Genomic DNA, 24273 nt, shown 5'->3' on the forward strand with positions numbered 1-24273 from the left:
ATATTATGAAAGTTAGGTTTTGTAAATTGGGTCTGACATGAAAAAACTGTTATTATCTTCTGTTGTTGTGCTGATAGGATTCACCTTTATCGCAAGGTTGTCCTATTTACAACTGTTCCGGTTTTCTCCAGATCAGATTTTGGACGATCCCGCCATTAAAAAGGTATACGATTATCCGGAACGCGGCTACATTTATGATCGTGACGGAAAATTGTTGGTCGGGAACCAGCCAGCTTATGATGTTATGGTGATCCCAAGGGAAGTAAAACCTTTGGACACCTTGGAATTTTGTTCCCTTTTGGGCATCGATAAAGAAGACTTCATTTCCAAAATGAAGAAGGCACGCACTTATTCACCACGATTACCTTCGGTATTGGTTCCTCAACTTTCCAAGGAAGATTACGCCAAACTACAGGAGAAAATGCGCCATTTCACAGGCTTTTATATCCAAAAAAGATCGCTCCGCTATTACAACACCAACAGTGCCGCCAATGTGCTGGGCTACATCAGTGAGGTAAATGAAGCTGACTTAAAAAACAATCCATATTACGTTGCAGGAGAATTAAAGGGGCGTACAGGTATCGAAAAACAATATGAAGAAATCCTTCGCGGAAGAAAGGGTGTAAAGCACATTCAAAAAGACCGCTTCAACAGGGATATTGGTCCTTATAAGGAAGGGAAATTGGACACCCTGCCCAAGCAAGGACAGGAAATACACATTACTCTCGATAAGGAATTGCAGGAATATGGGGAAATGCTCATGCATGGTAAGCGTGGGGGTATAGTCGCCATTGAGCCCAAAACAGGGGAAATCCTAGCCATGATTTCTGGACCTACCTATGACCCTGCCCTTTTGGTTGGCAGGCAACGTTCCAAAAATTACAGCAAACTCCATTACGACACCATTTCGAAACCGACATGGGACCGTTCCATTTTGGCGCAGCCCTCCCCAGGCTCCCCATTTAAAACACTGAACGCCCTTATCGGTCTGCAAGAGGGCGTGATCGATCCCAGCACCACATTTCGATGCTATCACGGATTTTACGTGGGTAATACGCTACGGGGCTGTCACTGTGGTGGGGGTGTTCGCAATATGAACTCGGGCATCTATCAATCCTGTAATGCCTATTTCGCTGGGGTCTTCAGAAAAATCTATGACAAATACAAGACCACCGATGAAGGCATGGATGTTTGGGAAAAACACATGAAGAGTTTTGGTTTGGGTAATTATCTTGGGACCGATTTACCAACTGGTGCACCTGGTAGAATACCGGACAAGGAATACTACGACAAATGGTACGGGGATAATCGATGGGCTGCATCCACCATTATTTCCAACTCCATAGGGCAAGGTGAGATTGCGGCCACGCCACTACAATTGGCCAACATGACCGCTGCCATTGCCAACAGAGGATACTTTTACACCCCTCATATTATTAAAAGTTTGGGCAATTCGGGCAGTATAGACCCCCGATATACCGAACCCAACTATACCACCATCGATCGCAAACATTTTGACCCTGTGATCAAGGGTATGGCCGATGTATACAATTATGGAACTGCCAAATGGCTAAAAATCCCTGGGATAGATATTGCCGGAAAAACAGGAACGGTTGAAAATTATGTGAAAGTGAACGGGGAGCGCATGCAGCTTACAGACCATTCTGTTTTTGTAGCCTTCGCTCCGGTTGAAAATCCACAAATAGCATTGGCAGTTTATATTGAAAATGGTTATTATGGCGCCCGATACGCCGGACATATTGCCTCGTTGCTCATTGAAAAATATATTAAAGGCGAAATTACCCGAAAGGATTTGGAGAAACGGATGTTGGAGAAAACCTTGGAGCATGAATATGCCAAACCGTATAGTGGTGAACCGTTCAAGATAAACGAATATGTCTGGTAGAGGCCCGTTAGGTAGATTGGATTGGCTCACCGTTATCCTTTATGTCCTGCTGGTCTTTATTGGGTGGATCAATATTTATTCCACCTCTTTGAGCGATACCGACACTTCACTTTTTGACTTTTCCACGATGTACGGAAAGCAAATGTTATTTATCGGTTTGGCGTTCCTGGGCATTGTTTTCGTATTGTTTGTCGAATCGAACTTTTTTGAGCGTTTTGCATCCATTTTCTATGTTATTTCCATTGTGTTGTTGTTGGGACTTTTTGTTTTTGGAAAGACGATCGCCGGTGCGACTTCTTGGTATGACCTCGGCTTCTTCAACTTGCAACCATCGGAATTGGCAAAAGTTGCCACAGCGCTTGCCTTGGCCAAGTTTCTAAGTGATATCCAGACCGATATTCGAACACGCAAGCACCAAATGTATGCGGTGATCATTATTTTATTGCCGGCCCTGCTTATTTTGCCTCAACCAGACCCTGGTAGTTCCCTGGTTTATTTTTCGTTGTTCTTTGTGCTTTTTAGGGAGGGATTTCCACTCTTTTATTTGGGACTATTGATTTTTATGGTCGTACTTTTTGCCACAACCCTAATGTTTGGAACCGTATGGGTGGTCCTTGGCATGATCACTTTGGCACTGCTGATGTATACGTTTAAACGGGCCTCGGTAAAAATTCCCATATTGCCCGTTTTGGGAACAATCGTTTTGGCCACCCTATTCTCCCTTTCGGTGAATTTTGTGTACGAAAATGTGTTTGAACAACGCCACCGAGACCGATTTGCCCTTTGGCTGGGATTGGAAAAAGACGAAAAGAAGTTGGAAGAAATCAAAAAAACCATCGGGTACAATACCTACCAGTCGGAAAAAGCTATCGAATCTGGTGGTTCTTTTGGAAAGGGATTTTTGGAAGGTACCCGAACCAAAGGCGACTTTGTACCTGCCCAGCACACCGATTATATTTTCAGTTCGGTTGGTGAGGAATGGGGCTTTTTGGGAACAACAACGGTAATTATTTTATTTACGGTTTTCTTTCTACGCTTGATACATATTGCAGAACGTCAAAAGAACGATTTTAGCCGCATGTACGGTTATGGGGTTATTTCGTTATTGGTGTTCCATTATTTTATCAATATCGGTATGGTGATCGGGCTATTGCCCACCATCGGGATTCCCCTACCCTTTTTTAGCTACGGTGGATCGGGACTTATATTTTTTAGCATGTTGCTGTTCATATTCCTAAAATTGGATTCGAACAGATTGAAAGATGGAATTTAAAATTTCCAACCTGTTTTGGAGACTCCCCTTTCCAATTTAGATTGCCAGTCTTCCGGTTGATTTTCAAAAAAATCGAGTCCGGTCTGTTCTTCCAACACATCTATAGGAACCAAAAAATCCTCCAAGGGCTTCTCGCTTTCTTGGGCGGGCATCAAGAACGCCAATACTTTTGGTGTATTCCCTTCAAGTCGTAAGACGATTTTATAGAACGCTTTTGGTACATCCACATCCTCATCACCAATCTCGTCCAAATCTTCATCCAGCACGCCTCCTGTGATTACCATCAAATCACCATATTGCTTGCACCAGTGCCTCACCTTTTGCTCCAAACGGTTCCAAATTCCGGCATTGAAATCCCTATCCTGTGGACTGATGTTACTGGTATAAAAGGTTTCGTTATAGGCATATTCTGAAAACCTTCGATCGCCAGCCGGACACAGATGCCCGCGATCATACCCTGAACCACGATAATTGCGCCAATCTGCTGATTTGGTCCGGACCTTTGGGTCCTCAACAAAATAGGGGCGCCGTCGATCTTCATACGTCAAATGGCTTTTTTGAAGGGTATAGGCCACCCATTCGGCCTGCTCGTGCGGTTCACTGTACGACAACATAAAATGGTTGTGCTTCACCACCTCCCCCGTAGTGGAACCGGGCAAATACGCTTCAGGAATTGCCATGTTTTCTTCTCCAATGGTTTTGGGATCGGAATAGGGTGCTGGGGTATAAAAATTCTCAAACAGCCAAAAGCCGACAATACAACAAATGATGAGAACCGTATAAAGGGTTTTTCTATTCATGTTGTCAAAATACTAAGATTTGGGGTATCATCAACCCTCAAAAATAAACCATGGCTGGTAATTTTATGGTTATATTCATACTACATTTCTTTCTAAAAACAAGAGAACAAAACTCGGACAATAATCCTTCGATCAAGACCATGGCGTATCTCCAGGTGGCATGGTGCTATTCGTTGGGACAATCGCTCCGGGAATCAAGATTCTTATGAAAATATCACCGGTTTGATCTCGGAGGAAGAATTTTTGTCCATTAATGAACACAAAAATTTGCCATTGGCCATTTTGGGTTTACAAGTGGATTCCATTAAGCAATTGTTCGATGAAGGCAATCTAGATCGGTTTTCCAGGCTCCAACCCGAGGAAATCGTGGAACGCTTAACAGCATCCATGGGAAGATGTGAACGCATTAAAAATACGGTATTCCCGACCACCTGCCGTCAAGGGCTTCACATGGCCATTTACTTATTTGTGATATTTCTTGCGCCATCGGAATCCCTGCAATTTTCGATTGTATTGGAAGTATTGATCTTGGTCATTATTTCGATGGTCTTCTTTTTCTTGGAGAAGGCTACATTTCGCATACAAGATCCTTTTGAAAATTACTCGACTGACATCCCGATGGCCTCCATTTCGAGAACCATAGACATCACTATTCGGCAATTGTTGGGAGTAACGGATTTTCCCAAACTCATTGAGCAGAACGATTTTCATAATATGTAAATAAAAAAGCCGACCCAATTGGGTCGGCTTGATATTTTGAAGATTAAAGATTAGCCTTTTACACTGGCCAACTTTTGCTCTTGTCTTTTTATGTTGTTCAAGTGAAGATCTTTCAGCACATTTACGGCTTCCTCCACATAAATGTCACGGGCCAAATCTTTATGCCATCTGTTTCTTTTTTCCCGTAAAACCGAATCTTGGGTAAAGAGTTCGGTTTCATATTTTAACGAACCAAAAGAAAGCTTGGAATCGTAATCCCTTAGACTTTTGAACTTTTCTGCACGTTTTTTGGCTTCTTCCGCTCTTTTCACATAAGCATCGAAGTTCAAGGAAATCACATTTTCATCTTGCTGCTCTTTGAGCCACTGGGCATTTTCCTCGATCAATTGAATCTGTGGACTATTGGCCATACGTTTTTGGCTATTGGCCACAGCGGTCTCAAAATCGATATAACCATCCCAAACCTTATATTCCGCAGGAGTGATTTTATCCCATCCCAATGGGTTTTGTTGATCACGTTCTCCCAAATCGATATAACTGTACTTATCTGGAATAACGATATCGCTCTTTACCCCTTCCAATTGGGTGGAACCACCATTGATTCGGTAAAATTTCTGCGTTGTCAATTTGATGGCACCAAGGTCACCGTGCTCATTGGAACGCACAATATTGTCCAACGGAATCACATTCTGAACGGTTCCCTTGCCAAAGGTTTGTTTGCTGCCAATGATCACAGCGCGTTTATAATCCTGCATGGCAGCAGCCAAAATTTCAGATGCTGATGCGGACAACTCGTTCACCAAGATCACCAAAGGTCCATCCCATTGGATGCGCTCGTCTTTGTCTTCATGCACTTCTTTGCGTTGACCGGATGAGCGTACTTGTACAATGGGTCCATCCTTAATGAAAAGGCCTGCCATTTCCACTACGGTTTTCAACGATCCACCGCCATTGTCACGTAGGTCCAAAATCAATCCTTCGGCACCTGCCTCTTTCAAGCGCTCCACTTCCTTGGCCACATCGGTGGCTGCATTACGCTCTGTATAGTCTTCAAAGTCCACATAGAATTTGGGAAGGTTGATCAATCCATAGGTTTGATCACCGGTATCGATGGTCGCTGATTTGGCATAGGATTCCTCCAACTCCACCACATCCCGAGTAATGGATACTTTCTGGATGGTTCCATCCACCTTTCTTACGGTAAGTTCGACCACGGTTCCTTTTGGCCCTTTGATTAATTTAATGGCATCGTCCAAACGCATGCCCACGATATCGATGGGTTCCTCGCCTTTCTGGCCCACTTTCAAAATCTCATCACCAACCTCCAAGGTCTGATCCCTCCACACAGGACCACCGGAAATGATTTCCACGATACGGGCACCTTCTGGCTTTTTCTGCAATCGGGCACCGATACCTTCAAACTTACCGGACATACCAATATCAAATTTCTCTTTTTCTTCTGGCGCGAAGTAGAAGGTATGGGGATCAAATTCCTCCACAATGGTGTTCAGGTATTGCACAAACCAATCCTTTCGCTCCAAGTCGTCCACAAAATCGAAAAACTCGTCCAAGGTATTTTTGGTAATTTCCCTCGCCTCTTCTTCGGTGGCAGCTTTATCCACATTATTTGGAATATCGCTAAATGCCAAAATTGGAGCCGTTTCGGAATTGGATGCTTGGTCGCTATCGGCCACCCTGTTTTCCACTTTGTTTTCGAAAATGCTCAACGTATTGTACTTGAGCTGTTTTCTCCATCGTTCCTTGAGCTGCTTTTTGTTGGCAGCAAATTCTTGGTTTTCATAATCGATATCGATGGATTCATCCACGGTATAATCGAATGGTTCGGCCAATACTTCTTTGTAGATTTCCCTTGCTTCATGCATGCGGACCATCAAACGTTGGTACACAATGTTGAAAAAGGTGATATCGGTGTTCTTGATCTCATCATCGATCATGAACCGATACTTTTCAAATTCCCTTAAGTCACTTTCAAGGAAATACCTTTTGGTAGGATCTACGATGTCGATAAAATCGTCAAATACGTTGGAACTGAAACTATCGTTCAGATCTTTGGGCTCATAGTGCCCTCTTTCCAACACATAGGTGATCAAATCCAACAACAGTTTATCCTTGTCATCGTTATCAAAAGACTTATTGGTAAAACTGCAAGAGGCAAAGGCCACTAACATTACCAACAGTGCCCAGATGAAATTCTTTTTCATAAATGTCATTTTTTTCTGATTGAAGATTCGACAAACAATGATCAAATCTTCATTTCGTCATCTTCGTTTTTAATTGTATGAATTCCCTAAGATACAGAAAAAACCGTGCCACTTCTGGCAGATGCTTTTAATTTTTTGTTAAACGGTCAGGGCTTCATATCCTTATGAAAAACGTATTTTTATGCCTTTAATTATACAGCATGGACAAACCGCTGATATTGGTTACCAATGATGATGGCATTACGGCACCCGGACTTAGGGCATTGATACGCACCATGAAAGAGATTGGGGATGTAGTGGTAGTGGCACCCGACAGTCCACAAAGTGGGATGGGACATGCCATTACCGTGGACAGTACGTTGTTTTCCAAAAAGGTGGTCATCGACCAGAAAGATGGTGCTCCCAGCGAATATAGCACCAGTGGAACACCTGCAGATTGTGTGAAATTGGCCTTGAAGGTCATTCTGGACAGAAGACCTGACATTTGTGTCAGTGGCATCAACCACGGGTCCAATTCCTCTATAAACGTGATTTACTCAGGCACCATGAGTGCCGCCATCGAAGCCGGAATCGAGGGAATTCCTGCCATTGGGTTCTCGCTTTGCGACTATTCCTGGAACGCCAATTTTGAACCCTGCCTAAAATATGTTAAAAATATTGTTTCGGAGGCCCTGACAAATGGCATTCCCAAAGGAACCGTGCTCAATGTGAACATTCCAAAAACCGAAGACTTGAAAGGCATCAAAATCTGCAGGCAGGCCAGGGGCAATTGGAATGAAGAATTTGACAAACGCACCAGTCCGTCGGGCAAGGATTATTATTGGCTCACAGGAGAATTTGAGCTATTGGATAAAGGACAGGACACGGATGAATGGGCCCTTTCCGAAGGGTATATTTCCATTGTGCCCACCCAATTTGACCTCACCGCCCACCATGCCATACCTCAATTAAACAATTGGAATTTAAATGAACAATAAGAAGGAAATTTTAATCGGATTTATCGTTGGAATCATTGCAAACACCTTTGGTACGGTACTCTACATCCTGCTTTTTTCGGATTTGGGAATCGTGGAAACTTTCAATGCGGCCGTAAGCCAAGGCCATATTGGGAGCTTGTTGGCCTTGGGCGCCATTTTAAATTTGGTGGCGTTTTTCGCTTTTTTGCGCATCAAACGGGACCAAAGGGCAAGAGGTGTTATGTTGGCCACCTTGGTAACCGCCCTGGTCATTTTATTGTACAAAGTAATGGCATAATCCCATGAAATATTACATCATAGCGGGAGAAGCTTCGGGGGACCTACATGGCTCCAACCTGATCAAGGCTTTAAAAAAGGAAGACCCATCGGCAGACATTCGTTGCTGGGGCGGCGATTTGATGGAAAAGGCCGGCGGCGTTTTGGCCAAACATTACAAGGACATGGCCTTCATGGGGTTTCTGGAAGTGATCATGAACATTCCCACTATTTTTAAAAACATCCGTTATTGCAAGGAAGACATTGAAGCGTTCCGTCCCGATGTGATTATTTTTATAGACTTCTCAGGCTTTAACCTCCGTATTGCCAAATGGGCCAAGCAGTATGGTTACCGAACCAAATACTACATCTCGCCACAAATTTGGGCATCGCGGGAAGGCAGGATCAAAAAAATCAAAAGGGACATTGACGCCATGTATGTCATCCTTCCCTTTGAAAAGGATTTTTATGAGAAAAAACATGGGTATCCCGTTCAATTTGTTGGCCACCCCCTTATCGATGCCATCGAAAATACTCCTGTAGAAGACAACACAACCTTCAGAAAAGAAAATGACCTAGATCCGGAAAAACCCATCATTGCCCTATTGCCGGGAAGTAGAAAACAGGAAGTCCAAAAAATGTTGGAGGTCATGCTTTCCGTACAGCAGGATTTTCCGGAGTACCAATTTGTGATTGCAGGTGCACCCAGTCTTCCGGATGCATTTTATGCCCCATACCTATCGGGCGACAAGGTAAATTATGTTTCCAACAAGACCTACACCCTGCTCAGTCATGCGCATGCTGCATTGGTCACCAGCGGCACCGCAACTTTGGAAACAGCACTTTTTGGCATCCCTCAAGTGGTGTGCTACAAGGGCAATTGGATTTCGTACCAAATTGCGAAGCGCATCATTACTCTCGACTTTATTTCCTTGGTCAACCTCATCATGAAGCGAGAGGTTGTTAAAGAACTGATTCAAAATGAATTGACCACAAAAAATCTGAAATCTGAGCTTGCCAAAATAGTGGTTGGCCCAGACCGTAAACGCATTTTGGAGGATTATCAAACCCTAAGAAAAAAACTGGGCGGGAAAGGTGCAAGTCAAATGGCGGCCCAATTAATCGTCGAAAATGTGTAGATTTAGCTTCCAAGAAAGTAAATCTTTTCTTGGATGTTTCGAAAAACCATAATCTTACTGTTGATTTTTGCCGTTACCAGCTGTGGCCCAGGCAAAAAGAGACGCACCTACAGCAAGACCCGAACCGTAACGGTTGAGGGGTCCTCCGAAGACACATCCCCAAGAAAATCGAGAAAGGAAGAGCGCATCAACGAAAAGGCCGAGGCCATCATTGCCACGGCGATGACTTTTTCCGGAACCCGATACAAATATGGGGGCACCACAAACAAGGGCATGGACTGCTCTGGCCTGGTGTTTGTTTCCTTAAAGGAAAATGACATTCTATTCCCACGGACTTCCTATCAAATGGCCCTCGAAGGCCAAAAAATTGATGTTCAGGATGTTCAAAAAGGCGACCTGCTCTACTTCAAGACTTCCAAACGCGGTAAGCGCATCAACCATGTAGGGTTGGTGGTGGAAGTGGATGGGGACGACATTAAATTTATTCACGCCACAACCTCAAGGGGCGTTCTGGTATCTTCATTGCGGGAAGGGTACTGGAAATATGCCTTCGTAAAAGCCATGCGCATCCTTTAGGTGCGCCAGCTGAATTTTGTGTCCGTAAAACTCACCCTGTGCGTGATTACGGGCATTGTCATTGGGTTTTATCTAGGGGTTACTCCGCTACTTCCCCTCATTTTTATTCCCATTTTGCTCTTGGTGTTGTTTGGGTCGATCAAACGGCAACCCAGGAACGGTTTTCCCTATTTTGAGCTATCGACCGCAGCTATATCAATTGGCGTTGGAATGCTCGTGGTCGGCATGGCCACTTCAGAACCTTATTCCAAGGAAGAAACTGAAAATGTTTATTTGTTGAAAGTACGGGAGGTATTAAAACCCAATTCCTTTTCGCAAAGTTACATGACCACGATACTTGCCGTGGACCATGTTTCCACATCGGGCAAATTGTTGCTACAACTTTCTTTGGATTCGACTTTCACAGACTTAAAAGTTGATGACGAAGTGGTTGTTTTTGCCAAACCGCTACCCATTGCCCCTCCCCTTAATCCGCATCAATTTGATTATCGGGCCTACTTGAAGAAGTTGGGAGTAACTCATCAGATCAAAACATCTCCCAAAAGGCTATGGAGCAAAAACAATCCCAAGCGCACTGTTGTGGGAGTTGCCCACAACTTTAGGGAACATATCATTTCCAAATTGAAACAGCAGCCCTTCGGCCCAGAAGAATTAGGGGTTATACAAGCCTTGCTCTTGGGCCAGCGGGACGATATTTCCGAAACTACCTATACCAATTACCAAAATGCAGGTGCCGTGCATATTTTGGCCGTTTCAGGTCTGCATGTGGGCATCTTGTTACTGCTTTTGGAGTTTTTATTGTCCCCGTTGGAACGGATGCGCAAGGGTAAAACGTTGAAGCTTGTATTTGTGGTTGCACTGCTTTGGATGTATGCTTTTATCGCCGGACTATCCCCTTCCATAGTTCGGGCGGTGACCATGTTTTCATTTTTGGCCTATGCCCTGTACCTCAATCGTCCTACCAATTCATTTAACATTATTGCCCTATCGATGTTGTTCATCCTCTTGATCAAACCCTTGTTCCTATTCCAGGTGGGTTTTCAAATGAGCTATGCCGCTGTGATCGCCATTGTTTGGATCTATCCCAAACTGCAACGGTTTTGGTACCCTGAGCCACTCTTGGTTCGAAAAATTTGGCAATTATTGTCGGTGAGTGTGGCCGCCCAATTGGGTGTCTTGCCCATAAGTTTGTTCTATTTCCATCAGTTTCCGGCCTTGTTCTTTGTTTCCAATTTGTTGGTCATCCCTTTTTTGGGCGTGATATTGGGGACGGGCATCTTGGTGATCGCATTGGCATTGTTTGATTTGCTTCCCCAATTATTGGTGAAAGCGTACAATACGGTCATCTATACGATGAACTCCGTAATTGGTTGGGTGGCTCAACAGGAAGGGTTTTTGATACGGGATATTCCGTTCGATGCGACCCAATTGGTGTTGGGTTATGTGATCTTCATCACCTTGGTACACTCCCTAAGTAAGCCGACCCTGAAAAAAATGATGGTGCCCTTGGTTGGAATCATCCTGTTTCAGGGATGGGTTATCTGGAAAAATGTGGGGACCCATCAAAAGGAACAACTGGTATTGGCCCATAAAACCAGAAATTCGGTGCTTCTGCACCAAACAGGAAGCACCCTGAACGTGTTCACTTCGGATAGCACCAATTTGGGAAATCTTGCCATTGATTATGCCGTTGCGGAACGGATTCAAAACATTAATCAAAGGCCCCTGAAAAATTCCTATCAACTGGGAGAAAAACGATTGTTCGTTGTGGACAGCCTTGGCTTGTTTCCTTTGGAAAAGCAAACGGATTATGTGCTGCTTACCCATTCCCCAAAGATCAATTTGGAGCGGTTACTGGATTCAATTCAACCCAAAATGGTTTTGGCGGACGGCAGCAATTTCAAAAGCTTTATTGCACGATGGAAAAAAACGTGTGCCAAAAAAGAAATCCCTTTCCACTATACGGGTGAAAAGGGATATTATGTGTTTAATTTGAATTCTAAAAATTAATGGACATTACCCATCAATCGTTTGATCAATGGAGAGGCCAATATGACCAGTAATCCTGCTCCCAACGAATATTTGGCGATCAACATAAACCCATCCGTGTACACTGAAAGGGTTTCAAATCCATTAACATTGGCATCGGTGCTCTCGATGGCCAACTGCTTTCCGATGAATCCAACCACTTGAAAAGCAAAGGCCGATGATAAAAACCAGACACCCATCATGAACGCAACAATGCGCTGTGGAGAGAGATCGGTAATTTTGGACAAGCCGACAGGCGACATGAACAATTCACCCACAGATAACAAAAAGTACATCAATAAAAGGTAAGTGAAGGGAACAAAACCATTATCATTGGCACTGGCTCCACTAAGTGCCAAAACATAAAAGCTAATACCCGCAAACAACAATCCCATTCCAAATTTATACGGCGTTCTAGGGTTTAGGTTCTTCTTGGAAAGCCATTGCCATAGCATGGAAATCGGGATGGCCAAAATAATGATCCACATGGAATTCAAGGAATTGGTCTGTGATGCGGACATAATTCCATCCAAGTCCACGTTTCTTGCAGCAAACAAGGTGATCACACTTCCGGAAAGTTCATGGAAACCCCAGAAAATCGTCATGAAAAATGTGATCAAAACTGCAACGAACAATTTTTTACGTTCCTCAAGTGTTGCCTGGTACATGATGTAGCCCAAATATAGTAGAATGGAAACCCCAATCAATTTGAAAATGACATTCACAATATTTTGATCACCAAAAAAGCTGCCATCTTCTCCCAACGGTTGGTATGCAGACAACAAGTATGCAATTACCGGTACCGATGCAAAAGCCAAAATGGGCACCAATGTCCCCAATTTTATGCCCGCTACACTTTTATTGATGTTCCCATTATCGGGTGGTAGGCCCTTATCGCCAAAAACTCCTTTTTTAATTCCACTCCAAAAAAACAACAATCCGGTAAGCATTCCGATTCCGGCCAAACCGAATCCATAGTGCCAACCATATTTGGCGGCCAAGAATCCACAAAGCAAGGGTGCTACCCAGCCCCCAATGTTGATACCCATATAAAAAATAGTGAATCCTGAATCCTTCCGCGGGTCTCCTTCCTTATAAAGTGACCCCACAAACGTGGAAATGTTGGGTTTAAAGAAACCATTACCCGCTATGATCAGGGAAAGGGCTATAAAAAAGGTAATATGATTTTCTATGGCGAGCACAAAATGCCCGAGGGACATTAAAATACCTCCTAAGAAAATGGAATTCCGCATGCCCAAAATACTATCAGATATTCGACCACCTATCACCGTAGATGCATAGACCAAAGAGCCATAGGAAGAGTAAACGGCTGCCGTGGCATAATCCCTTTCAAGCAATGCTTCAAAAATAACATTGACCATATAAAGCGTGAGAAGGGCTCGCATTCCATAAAAACTGAAACGCTCCCATAGCTCCGCGAAAAAGAGATAGAACAATCCCTTGGGATGCCCAAATAGTTGCTGTTCGCTAGCTGGCTTAGATAATTCTGACATATCTTTTGAGTTAGTTGGTTATAGATTTTCCTTAACGAAGTTGGTCAACTTGGTAAAGAGGTGCAAACTGGTGTTGCCCCCATAAATACCATGGTTCTTATCTGGGTAAATGGCCCAATCGAACTGTTTGTTGGCCTGCACCAAAGCTTCGATCATGCGCATGGTGTTCTGTACATGTACGTTATCATCTCCCGAACCGTGCACCAGCAAGTACTTACCCTTCAATAATTCTGGGTAGTTCAAAGGTGAATTGTCATCATACCCTGTTGGATTTTCTTGCGGGGTTTCCATATATCGCTCCGTGTAAATGGTATCGTAAAAACGCCATGAGGTTACCGGTGCCACGGCAATGGCCATCTCAAACACATCATTGCCCTTCAAAATACAGTTCGTGGACATGAATCCACCATAGCTCCATCCCCAAATACCAGTTCTTTCCTCATCGATATAGGGCAGTTCGCTCAACTTTTTGGCGGCGGCAATCTGGTCTTCCACTTCATACTTGCCCAATTCTTTTTGTGTCAGTTTTTTAAAATCACGTCCCTTTAAACCAGTTCCCCGGCCATCCACACAAACTACAATGTAGCCTTCGGATGCCAAAACCTGGTGCCAATAATCACGGCTGCCCATCCAACTGTTGGAAACCGATTGTGAGCCGGGTCCACTGTATTGGAACATGAACAAGGGGTACTTTTTATTGGGATCAAAATCTACCGGCTTGATCATGTACATGTTCAGATCATAGCCATTGATGTTGATGGTGGAAAACTCCTTGGGTGCAAATTCGTAACCTTCCAATTTGGTGGACAAGGCTGCATTGTCCTTGATCTTTTTTACCAATTTTCCATCCGAGGCGGTATGCAAGGTAAACTCATAAGGAGTGGTTGCACTGGAAAACGTATTGATGAAATAGGTGTAATCCGTACTAAACGATGCCGAATTGGTGCCTTCCTTGGAAGTCAACCGTTTCTTTTTCTTACCATTGGTGGCAATACTGTACACATCGCGGTTGATGGAACCGTTTTCCACCGATTGGTAGTAGATCCGATTATTCTTTTTGTCGTACCCATAATACCGGGTCACTTCCCAGGGTCCTTGGGTAATCTGGTTTTTCAATTTTCCATCCTTACCATATAGATAGAGGTGGTTGTAGCCATCACCTTCGCTGGTCCAGATAAAACTGTCATCCGCCAAAAAGGTCAAGTCGTCATCCACATCCACATAGGCGTCATCCGTTTCTTCCAACAACAAGGATACGGAGTTGCTGCTCGCATCAACCGACCAAAGCTTCAAATCGTTTTGATGGCGGTTCAAGGTCTGCACGCTCAAATGATTCGGATTATTCATCCATTTGATCCTGGGAATATAATAGGGGTTGTTCAAATCAACATTGGATGTATTCCCTGAAGCCACATCGTATAAGTGCAATGTTACCAAAGAATTGTCCTCTCCCGCCTTAGGATATTTAAATTCGTGTTGATAGGGATACAATCCCGTACCAAACATATCCATGGAAAAATGGGGCACATTGGTTTCATCAAACCGCAAAAAGGCAATTTTGGTGCCGTCGCTGTTCCATTCAAAGGCCCGCACAAAGCCAAACTCTTCTTCGTACACCCAATCGGTTACTCCATTAATGATGGTTCCCTTGCTTCCATCGGTAGTGATCTGTTTGGTGGTCCTGTTCGCCAGTTCCATCACATAAATGTTATTGTCCAAAACATAGGCCACTTTAGATCCATCAGGGGAAAGGGTCGGTTCCTGTATTTTGGTCTCTGCAATTTTCACCAGCTCCTTACTGGCCAAATCGTACACATAATAAATGCCCAACCGCGACCTTCTAAAAATGGGCTCCACTTCGGTGGCGAGCAAGATTTGGGATTCATCATCACTGAACGAATAAGAGGAAAAGAAAGGTATATCGCCTCCTGAGGCCACCAAGGTCTCCACTTTTTCCAAGGTCTTGTAATCATACTTGTCCAAGCTGCTGGACCGGGGCGAACGACTGAAGTTGAGAACGGTGTACTGCTTACCATTGTTCATAGATCTAAGCACATCCATATATTCGGTCCTGAAGGCTCCCCCCCATATTTCTTCGAGGGTGATCTGCTTTTGCTGTGCCGTACCGATTGCTAAAAAACCTACTAAGGAAAGGAATAGGAAAACCTGTTTTTTCATGTAGTCAAAAATTGATTTAAAACTCCCAAGTTTACTAATATTTATCGGAAAAATAAATTTTACTGTTGCATTTGCAACAATAAGTGGACCTGGAAAGCTCCTATTTGCTTTCGAGATGTAGGGCAACATGCATCAAAGTACCAATATCCGTATATTTGAAATCTTTAACCGAACACTATGAACGCTCCTGTTGAGGGATTTTCCAAACTTTCCAAAGCACAGAAAATAGATTGGATCGCAAACAATTGCACCAAAGATGCCAAGGCCACCAAGCAGCTACTGGAACGCTATTGGAACGCGGATGAAGCGGTACAAAAACTGCACGATGAATTTATTGAGAACACGCTGTCCAACTATTACCTGCCCTTTGCGGTGGCCCCCAATTTTTTGATTGATGGGGAACTGCGCACCATTCCGATGGCCATCGAAGAAAGTTCGGTGGTAGCGGCGGCCAGCAAAGCCGCTAAATTTTGGTTGACACGAGGGGGCTTTAAAACGGAAATATTGGGGACCGAAAAAGTGGGTCAGGTCCATTTTATCTTTAAAGGGGATTCCAAAACACTTTCGGCCTTTTTCAACGAGATACATGCCGAACTCCTTAAAAGTGTGTCCGCGATCACCGAAAACATGGAAAAACGCGGTGGGGGAATAAATGCCATTGAACTTCGGGATTGGTCAGATAAAATTGAGGGCTATTTCCAGTTGCACTGCACATTCGAGACCTTGGATGCCATGGGGGCCAACTTTATCAACTCTTGTTTGGAGCAGTTTGCCACCACGTTGAAGGAAGAAGCCAGCATCTACCCAAATTTCACCGAAGAGGAACGAAACCTGGAGGTAGTCATGAGCATACTCTCCAACTATGTGCCCAATTGCTTGGTTAAAGCAGAGGTAAGTTGTCCCATTTCCGAATTGGGCGACAACGATATGGCGGCACGGGAATTTGCGGAAAAATTTGTGCGGGCCGTGGACATTGCAAATGTGGAACCGTTTCGTGCGGTAACCCATAACAAAGGTATTATGAACGGCATTGATGCCGTGGTATTGGCCACAGGGAACGATTTTAGGGCCGTGGAAGCAGGCATACATGCCTATGCTGCCAAAAATGGACAGTATTCCAGCCTTACCCATGCGGCAATTGAAGGAGATCGATTCAAATTTTGGATCGAAATTCCCTTGGCACTGGGAACGGTGGGAGGACTCACCACTCTTCACCCACTCGTAAAATTAGCCTTGGAGATACTACAGCATCCATCGGCAAAGGAATTGATGCGAATTGTTGCCGTAGCAGGGTTGGCCCAAAACTTTGCCGCTATAAAGAGTTTGGTTACCACGGGCATCCAAAAAGGGCATATGAAGATGCATTTGTTGAATATGCTCAACCAAATGGGCGCTACGGAAGAGGAGAAAGCACAAATGGTGGATTATTTTAAACACAACACGGTTTCCAATGCCTCGGTAAAGGAAGCCATGGAAAAAATCAGGGCCAAATGATGCAAAAGGAGTTTTATAGTAACGGCAAATTGCTGTTGTCTGGGGAGTACGCCATATTGGATGGCGCTTTGGGTTTGGCCATTCCGACCAGTTATGGTCAATCATTAAAGGCAAAACCCATTGATGGCAACTTGTTGCTGTGGCACAGTTTTGATGAGAACCAAAAGGAATGGTTTTCGGCGGAAATCAACATGAAAGACTTCAGCATCAAAACCACATCGGATGAGGTCATTTGCAATACCTTGATCAAATTACTAACAGAGGCCAGAGCACAAAATCCGTTGTTCCTTTCTGATGGTGATGCTTTTCACGTGGAGACCCATCTAAGTTTTCCAAGATCCTGGGGATTGGGCACTTCTTCCACCTTGATCAACAATTTGGCACAATGGGCACGGGCCGATGCTTATGACTTGTTGGCAAATGCCTTTGGGGGCAGTGGGTATGATATTGCTTGTGCGCAACACAATTCGCCTATCACCTATCAATTGAAAAATGGGGAGCCACATGTTACGGAAGTGGATTTCGGCCCAGATTTTAAGGACAATTTATTTTTCGTGCACCTCAACCAAAAACAAAGTAGTAAACAGGCCATCGCCAACTACAGAGAAAAAGCATTTGATAAATCCGTATTGGTCTCCGAAATCTCAACATTGACCAAAAAAATGATTTCAGCCCGGTCTTTGGCTGAGTTTGAATTATTAATGGAGGCACACGAGGCACTGCTTGCTGGCATTTTGGAAGTTGCCCCCATAAAGCAATTACGATTTTCGGATTATCCGGGCGTTATTAAAAGTTTAGGGGCGTGGGGAGGCGATTTTGTTTTGGTTACCGGTGATTCCAAATCAATGGATTATTTTAAACAAAAAGGGTATACAACAATCATATCCTATCCTAAAATGGCACTATAGCACCTTTCTACTGTTCTGGCAAAGTAATTAAGTCCATCCATAAACCCAAATAGGGTGTTCGTCAATTGAGTGTTACTTACAAGGATAGTTTTTTGCACTTTACTACCAGAAGACAAAATTGATAGCTATGTCACTCTGGGAAAACACTCAATTGTTCTTGAGGAACAGGATGGATTTTTTTGGCAAAAAATTACTGTTACTTTTCTCGTTCCTCTTTTTGTACACTGCATTTTTGACCTTTTATAGTTGGTCCAGTAGTACCGACAGCTTCAATCAATTATTGGTATATGCCCTTTTAGTACCATTGACGCTTTATGGGATTATTATTTATTTGTTGCTGAAGTACCCTCATTTTTCCGGTAAAGAGAAGATTGATACGGCTTCGGAGGGAAGGAACCGAAGTAAATATGAAAAAACGGGCCTGTCCCCAACCTTCTCATCTGAACTCAAATCAAAGTTGGAATATTTGATGCAAACCCAAAAACTTTATCTGAACCATGAGCTTCGCTTGGACGATATTGCTGATTTGTTGGATATTTCACGCCACCATGCCTCTCAGGTTATCAACGAAAATTTCAATGCAAGCTTTTACGATTTCATTAATTCGTATCGGATAGAGGCCGCAAAAAATAAATTAGTCTCGGGCTTTGAGGACTCATCGGAATCCATTTCGGACATCGCCTACCAATGCGGTTTCAACAATAGGGTTTCCTTTTACAAGGCCTTTAAAAAAGTGACCGGTTCCACCCCCACGGAATACATGTTTAAAGTGGCCTAAAAAATATTTCCCTATCCCATCTACTCTAATGCCAACATCCTCATGGGTTCATTTCCGAATACCAAGATTGGGTCCACTATACCTGTTTATTGATTGTTTAGTCCTTAGTTCCAGCATTTCACTAGATCACTTAAATATCGCTAGACCAATTTGACTAACAGAGCAAATATGATGACTAACAGTAAATGTTAACTCTCGTCGGCAAATATGTAAAGGTTCTTAAGCCCTTACACTGTCGGTATTTTCTTTTCCTTTTTTTGTTGCGCGATCCACAAGGTAGGGACCCTAAATCTTACTCTTCCCTAAAGTTTTTAGTTTTCATTGTTTCGGAAGAATTTTTTTGAATTAGCCTACAAAATCAAGATTTACCCCCTGCCTTGCCTGGATGCATTAACTAACTCTTAAATCTTTTTTATGAAAGCGAAAAATTATTGGATGGTGCTCATGCTGTTCATTTGTGGCTTTACAGCGGCACTGGCACAACAAAAACAAATCTCCGGTACCGTAACCGATCAAGATGGATTGCCGCTACCAGGGGTCTCGGTATTGGTGGTCGGGACAACCCAAGGGACCCAAACCGATTTTGATGGAAAGTATGCGATAACCGCTAATCAGGGTGAAGTGCTGCGATTCAGCTACATCGGTCAAAAAACGGTGGAGCGCACCATCGGGACCTCCAATACCATTAATGTGGGAATGGAGGAAGATGCCCAGGCGCTTGAGGAAGTTATTCTAACTGGAGTAGCACAAGGAACATCTCAAAAAAAGTTAGCCTTTAAAGTTGAGACTATCAATCCATCAGGGGTTCAAACAGTTCCAACACCTGATGCTGCCTCAGCTCTTATTGGTAAAGTTGCAGGAGCGCAAATTGTGCAAGGTGGTGGAAATCCATTACGACAATCAGCAGTAATACTGAGAGGAGCGAGTGCAATTGAAGGCAATACGAATCCATTGATTATAGTTGATGGAATAATAACACAAGGAAATTTAAATCAAATTAGCACTCAGGACATTGCTTCCATTGAAGTTGTTAAAGGTGCCGCTGCATCATCTCTATATGGTTCATTGGCCGGAAATGGCGTTATTCAAATCATTACAAAAAGAGGCAAAACAGATAAGCCCCAAGTTAAAATAAGATTTGAAAATGGGTTTTCCGAAACACAGAATAATTATCCCTTGGCAAAAAATCATGACCGATTACTTACTGAAGATGGTGAATTTGATTTAACAAATGGTGCTATTGTAGCAGATCCAGATGGAATTTTTGACAATCCATGGCCCGGAACATTAATAAATAACGTTGAGGAGTTTATTACCTCCCAACCCTATAGCCAAACTGGCATAAGTGTATCTCAGAATAAAGACAAGGTCAATTACTTTGTGTCAGCAGAACAAACTGAAGTCAAAGGAATCCTTAAAGGAGTTAAAGCATACAAAAGGCAGAATGCACGATTGAACTTGGACTTGAATCTAACGAAAAAGTTTAAGTTGGAGCTTTCCAATTATTTAGTTCGACAAACAGGTGGTGAGGTAACTCAACAAGGACAAGGCGATAACGTATTTTTTAATTTGCTAACTGCAGATCCCACAATACGTCTAGACCAAAAGGATGAGAATGGAAAATATATCCCTTTCTTCGATGGAAACGGGTTTATTAACGAATATCAAAACCCTCTTTATGTTGTTAAAAACCAAAAATTTGACAATATTAACACTAGAATGATATCTTCAGCAACTGGAAAATATAGCATCACGGACAATCTTATATTTGAAACCCAAATATCAACTGATAGGGGTAGAAATAGATTTGTAAACTTCTTTCCCAAGGGTTATGTGTCAGGTTCTCAATTTAATGCCAATACCGACAATGGTTTCATTTTTGATCTTGATAGTGATTACGTACGAAATAATTCATACGCACAGCTCAATTTCAATACCTCCTTCGGGGATTTTAATTTTAAAAGCTCTTTGCGTTACCTATTTGAAGATGTTAAATCATCATTTAAAAGGGCTCAAAGTTCCAATTTTTTAACAGAAGGAGTAAATAACCTTCAACAAGGAACAGAAAACATTGCGGTAGGCTCGGGATCCTTTCGAGAAAAAACCCAAAATGTTTTTCTTACAGCTGACTTTGATTGGAAAGAAAAGTTGATTTTGGGAGGCTTTGTAAGACAAGATAGAAGCTCTTTGTTCGGTGAGGACAATAGGGATCAAATATTTTGGAGAGGATCGTTAGCATATCGTTTGGGTGAAGACCTTAAAGTGGATTGGCTAGACGAATTGAAATTTCGAGGATCCTACGGTACAGCTGGTCTTAGACCTGGTTTTGGTGATATTTTCGAAACATTTAACGTAAGTCAAACTGGAATTACACCACTTCAAATTGGGAATCCAGATTTGCAGTCACCAACAATAAGTGAATTGGAAGTCGGAACAGATATTGGATTTTTAAACAATTATCTTTTTAGTTTGACATATGCAAATTCAAAAACCGAGGATGCACTGTTAACCGTTCCTTTATCCGGAGCCGTTCCGGGTGCGTTTCAAGTTCAAAATGTTGCTGAAACCGCTTATAATGCATGGGAAGCATCATTTAGTGGAACTCTAATCAAAACTGCAAATGTAAGCTGGGATATTGGAGTAACATTTGCAACTGTTGAGAATACCGTTGAAAGTTTGGGAAATGTAGCGCCTTTTAATAGGGTAATCCAAGGCTTTGCAGCTTCAGGCAGTGACACACAGTTGGATGCAGATCCTGCAGTAAATGTATTTAGAGTAGAGCCAGGTCAACCTTATGGTGCTATGTTTGGTAATCAGTTGGTCAAATCGCTGGACGAACTAACTGTTGAAAATGGGTTGGTAATCAATGAAGGTTTAAACTTACCCTTATCTGATTTCTCCGTCAATGAATTTGGACATGTCATAGTTACTGCCAATGAAGGACAATCCGGTCTTGTGAATGCAGGAGGTGAACAGGCAATTAGAAAATGGGATCCTGATACCAATCAACTGGCAGTAGACTTAATTGGGGATACAAATCCAGATTACATCATGGGAATAAGGAATACTTTCACCTATAAAAATTTGAGGTTATATACTCTAATTGATATGCAAATGGGAGGAGATGTTTATAACTATACCCGTCAGTTCCTTTATTTTAATGACAGACATGCGGATTTGGATGTATTTGGGGCCGCCGGACAACAATCATCTTATGCCAACGCAAGTTCCACAATTTATAATGGTGCAGCACCAATCGACTATTTTGTTGAAGATGCAAGTTTCACAAAGCTTCGAGAAGTTTCATTGACTTATACGCTTGATAAACAGAATTTTGGGCCAAAAATACCCATTGACAATATTCAGTTTACCCTTTCAGGCAGGAATCTATACACTTGGACTGATTACTCTGGGTATGATCCAGAAGTTGCATTAAGTGGAAGTCCAATTTTCAGATTGGATGAATTTTCATTCCCCAACTTTAGAACCTACGCCATGTCCATTCAGATAACATTTTAAAAACATAAGCATGAAAAAAATAATCATCACGGTGATTGCATTGATAGGATTATCATGCTCACAAGAAGAATTTAATATCGTCAATACCAATCAGGCAGACGCTAAAAGAGTATTGGCCAATGCAAACGATTTTCAAAATTTCAATATTTCCAATCACTCTGCATTGTTTTCAAATCAAATTGGATTCCAAGGTGTTTTTTTTCGGGGTTTAGCCGATCAATTCTCAACAACCAATGCTTTCAGTGGCTTTTGGAGTTTCTGTGATCAACCAAGAAGACAAATAATCAACTCTACATCCAATGACGATCTGGCATCCCAAGCAGCTGGACCTTGGAATGCATTTAATTCAGTTATCAACAATGCGAATATTGTAATAGACAATATAGAAAACCAAGGAGGACAAGTTATAGTTGGTGAAAGTGACTTGACCAACCAAGAGTTGGCCGCCGCATACTTTGATAAGGGCATAGCACAGGGTTATTTAGCACTGATATATGATAAAGCATATATTGTCAATCCTGATACCGATCCAAATGCTTTACAGTTTTCTACTTATCAAGAAGTCTTTAATGCTGCCGTTATCAATATTGAAAAAGCAATTCAATTGGCTAATCAGCTTTCAAGTTTTGAATACCAAGTGTATCCTGGTGGGCAAATTTTGGATGCAGCATACTTCGTACAATTGGCTAACAGCTATTTGGCTCGATTATCAATTGGGCTACCAAGGACAGATAGTGAAGCACAATCACTAGACTACAATATAATCCTTAATTATGCCAATAATGGCATTTCTGAAAATTTTAGTCCAGCTGCAACAGAATCTGTTTTTTTCAACAATTTGCAAGATTGGTCAATTTTTGCTCTTGGCGACGGTGCTGGTTACATGCCTACCGATCAAAAAATACCACATCTTGTTGATCCTACCTACCCTACTGATTACCCAACAGACGAGGCCATTATTTTGGATCCGGCGATTAGTAACGGTGACCCCAGATTTGAAGAATACTATGAATACGTTGGAGAAAATTTTGGATTTTTAAGAGCTTCGAGAGGCCGATACCTTTTTTCCAGCTATCGCACCAAAAAGTTCTTCAATGACAATGACCAAAATCAAAGCGGAATTCCAACCAATATCATGTCAGCCGCGGAAATGGACTACATCAGGGCTGAATGTTACTATCGATTGGGTAATTTCGCCGCTGCTGTCGCTGCCTTGGATGCTTCTCCCAGGAAAACAGTTGGTAATCTGGACACTACTGTAGCAGGACCAAACATTTTAAACGCCTTGCTATATGAAGTTTCCATTGAGTTGGATCTTGCCTCCGGAATCTGTGTTGAATGGTGGTTCATGAGAAGACACGATATGCTTCAAGCGGGATCGCCGACAATGTATCCAGTCCCTGCCTCAGAATTAGAAATATCCCAAGATGAAATCTACACTTTTGGAGGCCCAGCCACCGCTGGAGAACCCGGAACAGCATCGGGATCGAACGATTGGAGAAAGATTGATTTAGTTTACTAACAGAGTAACGATTAAACAAAGAGAAAAGGTCGCTTAAAAGCGACCTTTTTAATTTACCCTTTTTAGCATTTAATTTATATCTTCTAATTGAAGTAACAATATCCAAATCAAAAAGTCAAAATCTGTGTGTTTTTAATATTTAACCTTTTACTTGCTTATAAAACTAGTATTCACCGACCCAACCCCCATCCACCAATTGACCCCCTATTTCCCAATCTAATTCTTCTAAGTTTAATATACCACCAAAAAACATTCATGAAAAATACCATAACAAATCCATTAAACTTGGTAGCGTTGTCATAAAGCAATCTACCTTTCCATGTCAGAAACCTAAGTAAATGATGCTCACCAACGATTGGTATAATTAGCGAATGTGATGTGGTAAGAAAAAAACACAGAATCTGAAATGAGTAGCTACAAATACGGACTCCTCCCTGAAAAAATCAATGAAAAGAAATTGAAAT

The 24273-nt window shown here is 42.5% G+C and carries 17 protein-coding genes; 13 read left to right on the forward strand and 4 right to left on the reverse strand.

The genetic code is table 11. The annotated features are described in order from the left end of the window. The first annotated feature begins 37 nt into the window (after positions 1-37). On the forward strand, positions 38-1906 hold the full coding sequence (gene mrdA / locus EO131_RS01555) for a penicillin-binding protein 2 (RefSeq protein WP_127018588.1): 1869 nt from the start codon (positions 38-40) through the stop codon (positions 1904-1906). Continuing rightward, positions 1896-3179 (forward strand): rod shape-determining protein RodA, encoded by a 1284-nt coding sequence (gene rodA, locus EO131_RS01560; protein WP_127018589.1) that lies wholly within the window; start codon positions 1896-1898, stop codon positions 3177-3179. Before mrdA ends, rodA begins: the two co-directional genes overlap by 11 nt. On the opposite strand, the gene EO131_RS01565 is transcribed toward rodA, so the two are convergent. Then, positions 3176-3979 (reverse strand): DNA/RNA non-specific endonuclease, encoded by an 804-nt coding sequence (locus tag EO131_RS01565; protein ID WP_127018590.1) that lies wholly within the window; start codon positions 3977-3979, stop codon positions 3176-3178. The two genes, rodA and EO131_RS01565, sit on opposite strands and share 4 nt — an antisense overlap. Positions 3980-4147: 168 nt before the next feature. Between EO131_RS01565 and EO131_RS01570 the strand changes: the two genes are divergently transcribed. Next, entirely contained in the window at positions 4148-4699 is a 552-nt protein-coding gene (locus EO131_RS01570) for a bestrophin family protein (protein WP_470295063.1), read from the forward strand. Positions 4700-4749: 50 nt separating this feature from the next. Here EO131_RS01570 and EO131_RS01575 read toward each other — a convergent pair whose 3' ends face one another. Then, positions 4750-6921 carry a carboxy terminal-processing peptidase gene (locus EO131_RS01575; RefSeq protein WP_127018592.1) on the reverse strand — a complete coding sequence of 724 codons (2172 nt, stop codon included), beginning with the start codon at positions 6919-6921 and terminating at the stop codon, positions 4750-4752. Positions 6922-7121: 200 nt separating this feature from the next. Between EO131_RS01575 and surE the strand changes: the two genes are divergently transcribed. The 5 genes from surE to EO131_RS01600 are packed head-to-tail and all read left to right on the forward strand — an operon-like array spanning position 7122 to position 11878. Further along, positions 7122-7898: a 5'/3'-nucleotidase SurE gene (gene surE / locus EO131_RS01580; protein WP_127018593.1), complete on the forward strand. Its 777-nt coding sequence runs from the start codon at positions 7122-7124 to the stop codon at positions 7896-7898. Then, positions 7888-8175 carry a hypothetical protein gene (locus EO131_RS01585; RefSeq protein ID WP_127018594.1) on the forward strand — a complete coding sequence of 96 codons (288 nt, stop codon included), beginning with the start codon at positions 7888-7890 and terminating at the stop codon, positions 8173-8175. The genes surE and EO131_RS01585 overlap by 11 nt, the downstream gene beginning before the upstream one ends. Before the next feature lie 4 nt (positions 8176-8179). Next, positions 8180-9292 carry a lipid-A-disaccharide synthase gene (gene lpxB / locus EO131_RS01590; RefSeq protein ID WP_127018595.1) on the forward strand — a complete coding sequence of 371 codons (1113 nt, stop codon included), beginning with the start codon at positions 8180-8182 and terminating at the stop codon, positions 9290-9292. Positions 9293-9325: 33 nt separating this feature from the next. Beyond that, complete coding sequence (locus EO131_RS01595) at positions 9326-9868, forward strand: C40 family peptidase (protein ID WP_127018596.1); 543 nt, start codon at positions 9326-9328, stop codon at positions 9866-9868. A gap of 18 nt (positions 9869-9886) precedes the next feature. Further along, complete coding sequence (locus EO131_RS01600) at positions 9887-11878, forward strand: ComEC/Rec2 family competence protein (RefSeq protein ID WP_127018597.1); 1992 nt, start codon at positions 9887-9889, stop codon at positions 11876-11878. On the opposite strand, the gene EO131_RS01605 is transcribed toward EO131_RS01600, so the two are convergent. Continuing rightward, a complete protein-coding gene (locus tag EO131_RS01605) occupies positions 11875-13410 on the reverse strand; it encodes a peptide MFS transporter (protein ID WP_127018598.1) in 1536 nt (511 codons plus the stop codon). The genes EO131_RS01600 and EO131_RS01605 overlap by 4 nt on opposite strands. Positions 13411-13428: 18 nt before the next feature. Continuing rightward, positions 13429-15588 carry a S9 family peptidase gene (locus tag EO131_RS01610; RefSeq protein WP_127018599.1) on the reverse strand — a complete coding sequence of 720 codons (2160 nt, stop codon included), beginning with the start codon at positions 15586-15588 and terminating at the stop codon, positions 13429-13431. Positions 15589-15765: 177 nt separating this feature from the next. Here EO131_RS01610 and EO131_RS01615 point away from each other — a divergent pair, with 177 nt between their 5' ends. The 5 genes from EO131_RS01615 to EO131_RS01635 all read left to right on the forward strand — a co-directional run bounded on the left by EO131_RS01615 (position 15766) and on the right by EO131_RS01635 (position 23809). Next, a complete protein-coding gene (locus EO131_RS01615) occupies positions 15766-17082 on the forward strand; it encodes a hydroxymethylglutaryl-CoA reductase, degradative (protein ID WP_127018600.1) in 1317 nt (438 codons plus the stop codon). Continuing rightward, the gene (locus EO131_RS01620; protein ID WP_313790020.1) at positions 17079-17990 is read left to right on the forward strand and encodes a GYDIA family GHMP kinase; all 912 of its coding nucleotides are present in this window, start codon (positions 17079-17081) and stop codon (positions 17988-17990) included. Before EO131_RS01615 ends, EO131_RS01620 begins: the two co-directional genes overlap by 4 nt. A 127-nt stretch (positions 17991-18117) precedes the next feature. Next, positions 18118-18768: a helix-turn-helix domain-containing protein gene (locus tag EO131_RS01625; protein ID WP_127018601.1), complete on the forward strand. Its 651-nt coding sequence runs from the start codon at positions 18118-18120 to the stop codon at positions 18766-18768. A gap of 414 nt (positions 18769-19182) precedes the next feature. Next, positions 19183-22287 (forward strand): SusC/RagA family TonB-linked outer membrane protein, encoded by a 3105-nt coding sequence (locus EO131_RS01630; protein ID WP_127018602.1) that lies wholly within the window; start codon positions 19183-19185, stop codon positions 22285-22287. 10 nt (positions 22288-22297) lie between these two features. Further along, positions 22298-23809 (forward strand): RagB/SusD family nutrient uptake outer membrane protein, encoded by a 1512-nt coding sequence (locus EO131_RS01635; protein WP_127018603.1) that lies wholly within the window; start codon positions 22298-22300, stop codon positions 23807-23809. Positions 23810-24273: the final 464 nt, after the last annotated feature.

Source organism: Flagellimonas beolgyonensis (assembly GCF_003992615.1).
Taxonomy (GTDB): domain Bacteria; phylum Bacteroidota; class Bacteroidia; order Flavobacteriales; family Flavobacteriaceae; genus Flagellimonas; species Flagellimonas beolgyonensis.

Excerpts from the sequence above, each read along its gene's own strand:
- mrdA (WP_127018588.1), top strand. The coding sequence starts at position 38 with ATGAAAAAACTGTTATTATCTTCTGTTGTTGTGCTGATAGGATTCACC.
- rodA (WP_127018589.1), top strand. The coding sequence starts at position 1,896 with ATGTCTGGTAGAGGCCCGTTAGGTAGATTGGATTGGCTCACCGTTATC.
- EO131_RS01565 (WP_127018590.1), bottom strand. The coding sequence starts at position 3,979 with ATGAATAGAAAAACCCTTTATACGGTTCTCATCATTTGTTGTATTGTC.
- EO131_RS01575 (WP_127018592.1), bottom strand. The coding sequence starts at position 6,921 with ATGAAAAAGAATTTCATCTGGGCACTGTTGGTAATGTTAGTGGCCTTT.
- surE (WP_127018593.1), top strand. The coding sequence starts at position 7,122 with ATGGACAAACCGCTGATATTGGTTACCAATGATGATGGCATTACGGCA.
- EO131_RS01585 (WP_127018594.1), top strand. The coding sequence starts at position 7,888 with ATGAACAATAAGAAGGAAATTTTAATCGGATTTATCGTTGGAATCATT.
- lpxB (WP_127018595.1), top strand. The coding sequence starts at position 8,180 with ATGAAATATTACATCATAGCGGGAGAAGCTTCGGGGGACCTACATGGC.
- EO131_RS01595 (WP_127018596.1), top strand. The coding sequence starts at position 9,326 with ATGTTTCGAAAAACCATAATCTTACTGTTGATTTTTGCCGTTACCAGC.
- EO131_RS01605 (WP_127018598.1), bottom strand. The coding sequence starts at position 13,410 with ATGTCAGAATTATCTAAGCCAGCTAGCGAACAGCAACTATTTGGGCAT.
- EO131_RS01610 (WP_127018599.1), bottom strand. The coding sequence starts at position 15,588 with ATGAAAAAACAGGTTTTCCTATTCCTTTCCTTAGTAGGTTTTTTAGCA.
- EO131_RS01615 (WP_127018600.1), top strand. The coding sequence starts at position 15,766 with ATGAACGCTCCTGTTGAGGGATTTTCCAAACTTTCCAAAGCACAGAAA.
- EO131_RS01620 (WP_313790020.1), top strand. The coding sequence starts at position 17,079 with ATGATGCAAAAGGAGTTTTATAGTAACGGCAAATTGCTGTTGTCTGGG.
- EO131_RS01625 (WP_127018601.1), top strand. The coding sequence starts at position 18,118 with ATGTCACTCTGGGAAAACACTCAATTGTTCTTGAGGAACAGGATGGAT.
- EO131_RS01630 (WP_127018602.1), top strand. The coding sequence starts at position 19,183 with ATGAAAGCGAAAAATTATTGGATGGTGCTCATGCTGTTCATTTGTGGC.
- EO131_RS01635 (WP_127018603.1), top strand. The coding sequence starts at position 22,298 with ATGAAAAAAATAATCATCACGGTGATTGCATTGATAGGATTATCATGC.